The sequence below is a fragment of the Aquibacillus albus genome (assembly GCF_016908325.1).
Taxonomy (GTDB): Bacteria; Bacillota; Bacilli; order Bacillales; family Amphibacillaceae; genus Aquibacillus_A; species Aquibacillus_A albus.
Genome location: NZ_JAFBDR010000046.1, coordinates 1 through 7,652, shown reverse-complemented (window position 1 = coordinate 7,652; position 7,652 = coordinate 1). Strand labels below are relative to the sequence as shown.

The window sequence follows — 7,652 nt, the reverse complement described above, 5'->3', positions numbered from 1 at the left end:
CGATGAGGTTGATAGGTCCGAGGTGGAAGCGTGGTGACACGTGCAGCTGACGGATACTAATCGATCGAGGACTTAACTAAATTTAGGAAGCGGAGACGACCGTTTAGGTCCGACTGGATAAGCAAAACCGCGTAAAGGCTGTGGTTTTTCAGCCTTGAAGAGGAGTTGCTTATATCAGCGAGGACCTGGGAGTCGCAGCTAGACGATTCGATGTTCTTGTAACCTTTCTTATCTAGTTTTTAAGGTACAAAAAAACTGAATATTTCATGTCTGGTGGCAATAGCGGAGAGGTCACACCTGTTCCCATGCCGAACACAGAAGTTAAGCTCTCCAGTGCCAATGGTAGTTGGGGCTTTGCCCCTGCGAGAGTAGGACGTCGCCAGGCTTTCTAATGGAGGGATAGCGAAGTTGGCCAAACGCGGCGGACTGTAAATCCGCTCCCATCGGGTTCGTAGGTTCGAGTCCTACTCCCTCCACCATTAACTTAAATTAAAGTGAAATAAAAGCATATTATTATTGGGCTATAGCCAAGCGGTAAGGCAACGGTTTTTGGTACCGTCATGCGCTGGTTCGAATCCAGCTAGCCCAGCTACAATTTACCATGCCAAGCCGGGGTGGCGGAATTGGCAGACGCACAGGACTTAAAATCCTGCGGTAGGTAACTATCGTGCCGGTTCGAGTCCGGCCCTCGGCACCATAGTTTTTTGCGTAAGCAAAATAACTTTCCCTTGTTTTAAAATATAAATATTTAGAGCGCCCGTAGCTCAATTGGATAGAGCGTTTGACTACGGATCAAAAGGTTAGGGGTTCGACTCCTCTCGGGCGCGCCATTAACGGGAAGTAGCTCAGCTTGGTAGAGCACTTGGTTTGGGACCAAGGGGTCGCAGGTTCAAATCCTGTCTTCCCGACCATTGTAATATAAATTATGGGGCCTTAGCTCAGCTGGGAGAGCGCCTGCTTTGCACGCAGGAGGTCAGCGGTTCGATCCCGCTAGGCTCCATTCTTAATTTGGCGGTGTAGCTCAGCTGGCGAGAGCGTACGGTTCATACCCGTAAGGTCGGGGGTTCGATCCCCTCCGCCGCTATTATTGTTTGAGTTACTACTTTTAACAGTTAATTTTTTTAAAAAAATTTATTATGGAGGAGTACCCAAGTCTGGCTGAAGGGAGCGGTCTTGAAAACCGCCAGGGGCTTCACGGCTCGCGGGGGTTCGAATCCCTCCTCCTCCGCCATTAATTTAAACGAACATGAACCAAAACTAAGTAAGACGAAATATCTTATAAGTTGTCAATTTTAATATGGCTCGGTAGCTCAGTTGGTAGAGAGCCGCTAACATCATTGAAAATGACATCAATGTACAGGCTTGCGAGGAGCGTTAAACTTCAGTGAATAGGCATGCAACGCGACGAGCACAGTACATCAATGAATGATCTTCGAAACTAAGTAAAGAGCGAGATATCTTATGAGTTTTCAATTATAATTCGGCTCGGTAGCTCAGTTGGTAGAGCAACGGACTGAAAATCCGTGTGTCGGCGGTTCGATTCCGTCCCGAGCCACCACCTTCACAAAAAATGGATGGTAAAATACGCTAGTATAGAGTTTATAGTTTTTTTACCTTATGATTAATAGGGGCATAGTTTAACGGTAGAACAGAGGTCTCCAAAACCTCCAGTGTGGGTTCGATTCCTACTGCCCCTGCCAAGATGGCGGCTGTGGCGAAGGGGTTAACGCACCGGATTGTGGTTCCGGCATTCATGGGTTCAATTCCCATCAGTCGCCCCATATAAAACTCCATGCGGGTGTAGTTTAGTGGTAAAACCTCAGCCACGAGCAAAACATCCACCGAGTAAGCTACGAGTTGTCCCGAAGCATAGAACACCTTTGAATAAGCTAGAAGATGCAGGGACATGAAAAGAGCGTAAGCCAAAATTTAAAAATAAGATAAAACTCCATGCGGGTGTAGTTTAGTGGTAAAACCTCAGCCTTCCAAGCTGATGTCGAGGGTTCGATTCCCTTCACCCGCTCCAATTGTGGGCCTGTAGCTCAGCTGGTTAGAGCGCACGCCTGATAAGCGTGAGGTCGGTGGTTCAAGTCCACTCAGGCCCATTATTAATAAAGTAATATTGATCCACAGTAGCTGAACCGTACGCATCATCGAGAAAGCATCCGGCAGGTTCTGCGAAAAGCGAAGTCTTCAACGAAAAAGCAAACCGCTTTGAGCACATCCAATCCAAACGGACAAGCTCATTGAAAAGTACAATTTGTGATTGATCCACAGTAGCTGAACCGTAAGCATCATCGAGAAAACATCCAGCAGGTTCTGCGAAAAGCGAAGTCTTCAACGAAAAAGCAAACCGCTTTGAGCACATCCAATTCAAACGGACAAGCTCATTGAAAAGTACAATTTGTGATTGATCCACAGTAGCTCAGTGGTAGAGCAATCGGCTGTTAACCGATCGGTCGTAGGTTCGAATCCTACCTGTGGAGCCAGTGGAGAAGTACTCAAGTGGCTGAAGAGGCGCCCCTGCTAAGGGTGTAGGTCGTGTAAGCGGCGCGAGGGTTCAAATCCCTCCTTCTCCGCCATTACTTTGGCCCGTTGGTCAAGTGGTTAAGACACCGCCCTTTCACGGCGGTAACACGGGTTCGAATCCCGTACGGGTCATACCTATTAAAGTGAAAAAAAGCAGCACCTTCCGATATGGAGAAGGTGCTGCTTTTTTGATTAAATGTAAGGAGAATGTACAAACCGCTTGAATACGCAAAAGTCATAGAGATTCTATTTGTAGCACTCTGCTATAAAATCAATGGTCTCTTTTTGCTCTTCTATAAGTTCTAATTTGTATTTGAGAATGGATATTTCTGTTTTAAGCTTTTCATTTTCTTCCTTCAGTTTCTTTATTACCTCTTGCTCCTTCATAAATACACCTCTTTAAAAGTATTTTATGAAGGTGCAATTAGTTCTGTGCTTATGCAATGACTATATTCATGTGCAAGTGTAAGATAAAAAGTATCTTTTTATAAGAATTTATTCATAAAGAAAACACCCCCGATTCATTAAAAATGTGGGAGTGTTTCCTCATAATAAATTATTAACAACTTCCGCCAATTCCAGGTAAGGCCTTAATTTCTATTCCATGAGGGGAATCTCCGACTTTTATTTTTTCAACTACTGCATGTGTTTCCATATCAATAACTGCTACTTCATTAGAATCACTTAAGGTTACATAAGCTTTCGTTTCCTTACGGTTAAATGACACATGTTTGGCACCGGGTAAATCAGGAATTGTTTCTATAACTTCATCGGTTTGTAAGTTTACTATCTCAACCTGATTACTTTCTAATTGAGTAACTACAGCAGTACTTTCATCTTCTGTAATAACGAGATCTGTAGCATTACCGTTTACTTTAATTGATGAAAGTTGTTCATACGTTTCGGTATTATATACTTCTATTTGGTTTGACTGACTTGCTGCTACATATATTTTTGTTCCTTCAGCATTGGATCTAATAACACGCGGTGTTTGACCAGTTTTTATCGTATGAATAACTGATTGACTATCTGTGTCAATCACGTAAACTCTATCATTTTCGTGATCTGTAATATAGAGTTTATTTTCTAATAACAATGGATAAATTGATCTAGCATTTTCGCCAAGATCAATTTTATTTACCACTTCTTGATTATTCGTATTGATGACATCAACAAACTGATCTCCAACTGTTGCTACATAAAGTGTTTGGTTATTGTTACTCAATGCTAAACCATGCGGTAAAGGACCAACCTCAATCTCCTTTTCCTGTTCTAGTGACTGAGTATTTATAATACCAATAGTTCCACTATTTTGGTTTGCAACATAAGCTGTGCGCATGGTACTATCAAATACCAAATTGGTTGGCTTTTCCCCGGTGTCAATAGTTCCCACTGGTTGACTTTCGCGAATATCAATCATACTAATGATATTTTCATTTTCACTTGGAACATAAAATTGTATCTTTGTTAATTGGCCTGCTTCTTCTCGCATTTTAGCTTCTTCCTTTGAAATCATAGCACAGCCTGACAGTATAAATACAAATAGAATCATAAACAAATTGCTAATTTTTAACATATAATAAAACCTCCGAAAAAATCGAATTAATTCCTTGTAAAACGATAGGATTAAATGTATTATGAATGGACAACAAAAACTATAATACATCTGTGGGAGGAAGTAAAGTTGAAAAAGCTAAGTTTATTTTTTACAGCAATTATACTATCAATCTTATTAATAAGTTGTTCTCAAGACCAAGCAGGAACAACAGATAATACAAATGCAAATGAAACAGAAGATAATGAAGGAACAGCTACTTATCCAAACGCTAATTTATTAGTTGATGTGGAGTGGGTAGCCAATCATTTAGATGATGAAAACGTGCAGTTCGTAGATTTACGTGGAGAAGGATATGAAGGGGGCCATATTCCAGGAGCTTCTCATATTACATGGCCTGAGATTGCTGATCCTGAAAGTCCATATGATGGGGTACTATTACCAGCTGAACCTTTTGCGGCATTAATGCAGGAAATTGGAATAGATCAGGATGAAACGGTTGTTATCTATGATGATGGATCAAGCTTAAGTGCTGCTCGTTTATTTTATGCATTAGAGTACTATGGTCATCAAAATTTAAAAATATTTAATGGTGGATTTACAGCTTGGTTGAATGCAGGAGAAGATGTATCAACTGAGTCGCCTGAAATAACGAAAGGTGATTTTGTTGCTACGGCAAATGAAAAATTAGTTTGTGATTTAGAAACTGTAGAAGCTTCATTAGATGACGATAACGTAATTATGTTAGATACCAGATCAGAAGAGGAATATACTGGAGAAAATTTACGCGCTGAACGTGGAGGCCATGTTCCAAATGCTGTTCACATCGAGTGGAGTGAAGCTGTCGAAGATGTAGATGGAGTGCCATCGTTTAAATCATTTGATGAACTTACAGCATTATATGAAGAAAAAGGTGTAACGAAAGATAAGACGATTGTTCCGTATTGCCAAACAAATGTGCGTGGTGCTCATACGTATTTCACACTTAGACTATTAGGCTATGATTCTATTAAACCATATGAAGGGTCATGGGCAGAATATGGAAATGTCTCTACGACAAAAATTGAAAAATAGGTGATTGCTATGGCATATGAAAAAGAAGGTATTACTCAAATTGATGTGAATGAATTAAAAGAAGCTTTGAAGGACGATGAATCGATTGTCATTGATATTCGTGAACACGAGGAATATGTTGAAGCACATATTCCAGGATTACCATTGATCCCAATGAGTGAAATTGTAGATGTTATTGATGACTTTGAAAAAGATCGCTCCTATGTATTAGTTTGCAGAAGTGGCAGGCGTAGTCATGAGACGTCAAAATTTTTTAAGATGAACGGGATAGATAATGTCAAAAACTATGCCGGTGGTATGCTGGAATGGGATGAAGAAATTCGAGTAGGCGAAGAGAATATCATTAATGATATAAAAGAGCTTTATTAAATGATTTTTGTTAAAAGCGTTCATTTGGATGCCTTTGAAACAAAACTTATTTTTAAAAGGAGGATTTACACATGTCTTTAACTAAAGAAGAATTAACAACAATTGAGCCAGATCATGTGGTAGATGGAATTGGGGAAGTTTGTCCACACACATTAAATATAGCTTTAGCGGCATTGAAAAAAGCAAAACCAGGAGAAGTGGTTGTGGAAGTAACAGATCATTCTATAGCAACGAAGACGATACCAGCAGCTGTGAAGATGAACAAAATTGCCGAAGTATTAGGGATTGTATCCGAAAACGGTGAGTATAAAATCTTCTTGAAAAAGCTGTAAAAGCGGGGTTGGATTCACATGTTTTTTATCTTAGATATGTTTATTCTTGCCGCAATTTTTGGTTTTCTCTACGGCTTTTTACTGCAAAAAGCAGACTTTTGCTTCACAGCATCGATTCGTGATTGGATTAGTGTTCGTGACAGCAGGATTGGTAAAGGAGTTCTTGTTTTAATTGCAACGGCAATGGTTGGATGGGGACTAGTTCTTACGTTAGGTTTAGCATCAATAGGGGAAGTTTGGTCGATGCCAATCGGATTTTCAAATCTTATTGGTGGAATATTATTTGGAATTGGAATGACGATTGCAGGAAGTTGCGCATCTGGTGCGTTGTATCGTGCTGGTATGGGATATATACAGTTTTGGATCGTTATTGTTTGTATGATGATAGGCAATATTTTATTTGCATTTATTTATGATCCGTGGGCAGAGAGCTATTTCTTTGAACCATTATTATTAACTGAACAAGGCTTTAGTTTATTTCAATTAAACTTACCATTTTTACTATTACCTGTATTAGTAGTTGGATTCATGTTATTTATAGCAGTTCGTCAATTTGGTTGGAAGGGAATAGGTCAAGGCATAAAGGAATCAATAAGTGATTTAAAAGGAAATCCTTTTACGAAAAGTCATTGGGATATTCGTTTAGTGGCAGTTTTATTAGGGATTCTTGCAACGATTCAATTCGTTGTTATGTCTTCGATTAGTATTACTGGTCCTGAAACCCGGATTGCAAGTGTTTTGTTATCCTTTGTTCTTGGGGATGATTTTATTTATCAAAACGCCTATTTAAACGGTATGTTTGCTGATTTTCCGTTAATAGGTATAGGACCAGAGGAAACGCTGATAATCTTTATGATTGTTGGTGCGTTTGTATCAGCGCTATTAAGTAAGAGCTTTAGACTTAGAAAGCCAAAGTTAGCAAGAATGCCATATGCGGTTGGCGGAGGGTTACTAATGGGGGTAGCTTCTCGTATGGCACCAGGGTGTAACATTGCGAACGTGATTCCTGGAGTAGGAGGATTATCAATCAGTAGTTTGATTGTTATCATCGGAATGGTAGTAGGTGTATTTATTGCAACGGCATATATATTTAAAATGCCCCTGCTACTGTTTCAAAAGATGGATTTTGACATGGATGAGAGTGCCTAGCCAACTAAAAAAGAAACCTGAGTTGATAATCAGCTCAGGTTTTTTTAGATAGGTAAGAAAGGATGAAGATTTGTTTAAATCTACAGTAATTCCAATGATATGGGCTGCTAGCCTGTTTGTGGATAAATGTCTGCTTATATGCCAAAGTAGAAATTCAGAAAAATGATTGGGCGGTGTTTACCCGCTTTTTTTAGTGGTAAGTGCTAAACTTTTGTAAATATTTGTAATTAACTTCTGCGAAATTAAAAGGCAAGATTTATAAACGGAGAAACACCAAAGATATTTGGGAGAAGTTTTCAAAAAAACATTGACTCTCATTTTTATTATGTGTTATATTTATTTGGTCGCTCTTAAACCAAGCGACATCGAGGTCAAAACAAATGGATAAAAGATTCAAGAAAGTCATTGACTTCCACGAAGTTTAGTGGTATGATTATTTATGTCGCCAACAAAAGCAAAAAACGCGTGACAAAATAAATAGCAACAAGGTATTGACTTCTACGAAATAAGATGATACAATGATTGTTGTCGCGTTAAAGAGCGACCGTTCATTTGATCTTTGAAAACTGAACAAAACAACCAGTATGTTAAGAAAGAAATGCTAGTCAAGTTATTGAGTAAGCAAACTCAACTTTATCGGAGAG

General features: G+C 39.5%; 7 protein-coding genes, 16 tRNA genes and 1 rRNA gene. 21 read left to right on the top strand and 3 right to left on the bottom strand.

Annotation, left to right across the window (positions count from 1 at the left end):
* Positions 1-269 precede the first annotated feature (269 nt).
* The 14 genes from rrf to JOC48_RS20950 all read left to right on the top strand — a co-directional run bounded on the left by rrf (position 270) and on the right by JOC48_RS20950 (position 2,105).
* A 5S ribosomal RNA gene (gene rrf, locus JOC48_RS21015) occupies positions 270-385 on the top strand.
* 8 nt (positions 386-393) lie between these two features.
* Positions 394-479 (top strand) — tRNA-Tyr (locus JOC48_RS21010).
* Positions 480-517: 38 nt separating this feature from the next.
* Positions 518-589, top strand: a tRNA-Gln gene (locus JOC48_RS21005).
* Positions 590-608: 19 nt separating this feature from the next.
* A tRNA-Leu gene (locus tag JOC48_RS21000) sits at positions 609-697 on the top strand.
* A 56-nt stretch (positions 698-753) separates the two neighbouring features.
* Positions 754-830, top strand: a tRNA-Arg gene (locus JOC48_RS20995).
* Positions 831-834: 4 nt separating this feature from the next.
* Positions 835-911: transfer RNA gene (locus tag JOC48_RS20990), tRNA-Pro, on the top strand.
* Positions 912-927: 16 nt separating this feature from the next.
* Positions 928-1,000: transfer RNA gene (locus JOC48_RS20985), tRNA-Ala, on the top strand.
* Between the two features lie 10 nt (positions 1,001-1,010).
* Positions 1,011-1,084, top strand: a tRNA-Met gene (locus JOC48_RS20980).
* Positions 1,085-1,138: 54 nt separating this feature from the next.
* Positions 1,139-1,231, top strand: a tRNA-Ser gene (locus JOC48_RS20975).
* A gap of 251 nt (positions 1,232-1,482) precedes the next feature.
* Positions 1,483-1,558: transfer RNA gene (locus JOC48_RS20970), tRNA-Phe, on the top strand.
* A 68-nt stretch (positions 1,559-1,626) separates the two neighbouring features.
* Positions 1,627-1,700 (top strand) — tRNA-Trp (locus JOC48_RS20965).
* Between the two features lie 5 nt (positions 1,701-1,705).
* Positions 1,706-1,781 (top strand) — tRNA-His (locus JOC48_RS20960).
* A 171-nt stretch (positions 1,782-1,952) separates the two neighbouring features.
* A tRNA-Gly gene (locus JOC48_RS20955) sits at positions 1,953-2,026 on the top strand.
* A gap of 5 nt (positions 2,027-2,031) precedes the next feature.
* Positions 2,032-2,105 (top strand) — tRNA-Ile (locus JOC48_RS20950).
* Here the strand turns inward: JOC48_RS20950 and JOC48_RS20945 are convergent.
* Complete coding sequence (locus JOC48_RS20945; RefSeq protein ID WP_204502357.1) at positions 2,087-2,419, bottom strand: hypothetical protein; 333 nt, start codon at positions 2,417-2,419, stop codon at positions 2,087-2,089. The two genes, JOC48_RS20950 and JOC48_RS20945, sit on opposite strands and share 19 nt — an antisense overlap.
* On the opposite strand from JOC48_RS20945, the gene JOC48_RS20940 reads away from it, so the two are divergent.
* The 3 genes from JOC48_RS20940 (at position 2,415) to JOC48_RS20930 (ending at position 2,661) form a co-directional block, all read left to right on the top strand.
* A tRNA-Asn gene (locus JOC48_RS20940) sits at positions 2,415-2,489 on the top strand. The genes JOC48_RS20945 and JOC48_RS20940 overlap by 5 nt on opposite strands.
* A 2-nt stretch (positions 2,490-2,491) precedes the next feature.
* Positions 2,492-2,582: transfer RNA gene (locus JOC48_RS20935), tRNA-Ser, on the top strand.
* Positions 2,583-2,589: 7 nt separating this feature from the next.
* Positions 2,590-2,661, top strand: a tRNA-Glu gene (locus tag JOC48_RS20930).
* Between the two features lie 114 nt (positions 2,662-2,775).
* Here the strand turns inward: JOC48_RS20930 and JOC48_RS20925 are convergent.
* Positions 2,776-2,916, bottom strand: a complete 141-nt coding sequence (locus tag JOC48_RS20925; protein ID WP_204502354.1) for a hypothetical protein — start codon at positions 2,914-2,916, stop codon at positions 2,776-2,778.
* 172 nt (positions 2,917-3,088) lie between these two features.
* Positions 3,089-4,105 carry a YVTN family beta-propeller repeat protein gene (locus JOC48_RS20920; RefSeq protein ID WP_204502352.1) on the bottom strand — a complete coding sequence of 339 codons (1,017 nt, stop codon included), beginning with the start codon at positions 4,103-4,105 and terminating at the stop codon, positions 3,089-3,091.
* A gap of 108 nt (positions 4,106-4,213) precedes the next feature.
* Here JOC48_RS20920 and JOC48_RS20915 point away from each other — a divergent pair, with 108 nt between their 5' ends.
* The 4 genes from JOC48_RS20915 (at position 4,214) to JOC48_RS20900 (ending at position 7,008) form a co-directional block, all read left to right on the top strand.
* Positions 4,214-5,158, top strand: a complete 945-nt coding sequence (locus JOC48_RS20915) for a sulfurtransferase (protein ID WP_204502350.1) — start codon at positions 4,214-4,216, stop codon at positions 5,156-5,158.
* 9 nt (positions 5,159-5,167) lie between these two features.
* Positions 5,168-5,527, top strand: a complete 360-nt coding sequence (locus JOC48_RS20910) for a rhodanese-like domain-containing protein (protein WP_204502348.1) — start codon at positions 5,168-5,170, stop codon at positions 5,525-5,527.
* Between the two features lie 71 nt (positions 5,528-5,598).
* On the top strand, positions 5,599-5,859 hold the full coding sequence (locus tag JOC48_RS20905) for a sulfurtransferase TusA family protein (protein WP_204502346.1): 261 nt from the start codon (positions 5,599-5,601) through the stop codon (positions 5,857-5,859).
* A gap of 18 nt (positions 5,860-5,877) precedes the next feature.
* The gene (locus JOC48_RS20900; RefSeq protein WP_204502345.1) at positions 5,878-7,008 is read left to right on the top strand and encodes a YeeE/YedE family protein; all 1,131 of its coding nucleotides are present in this window, start codon (positions 5,878-5,880) and stop codon (positions 7,006-7,008) included.
* The last annotated feature ends 644 nt before the right edge of the window (positions 7,009-7,652 follow it).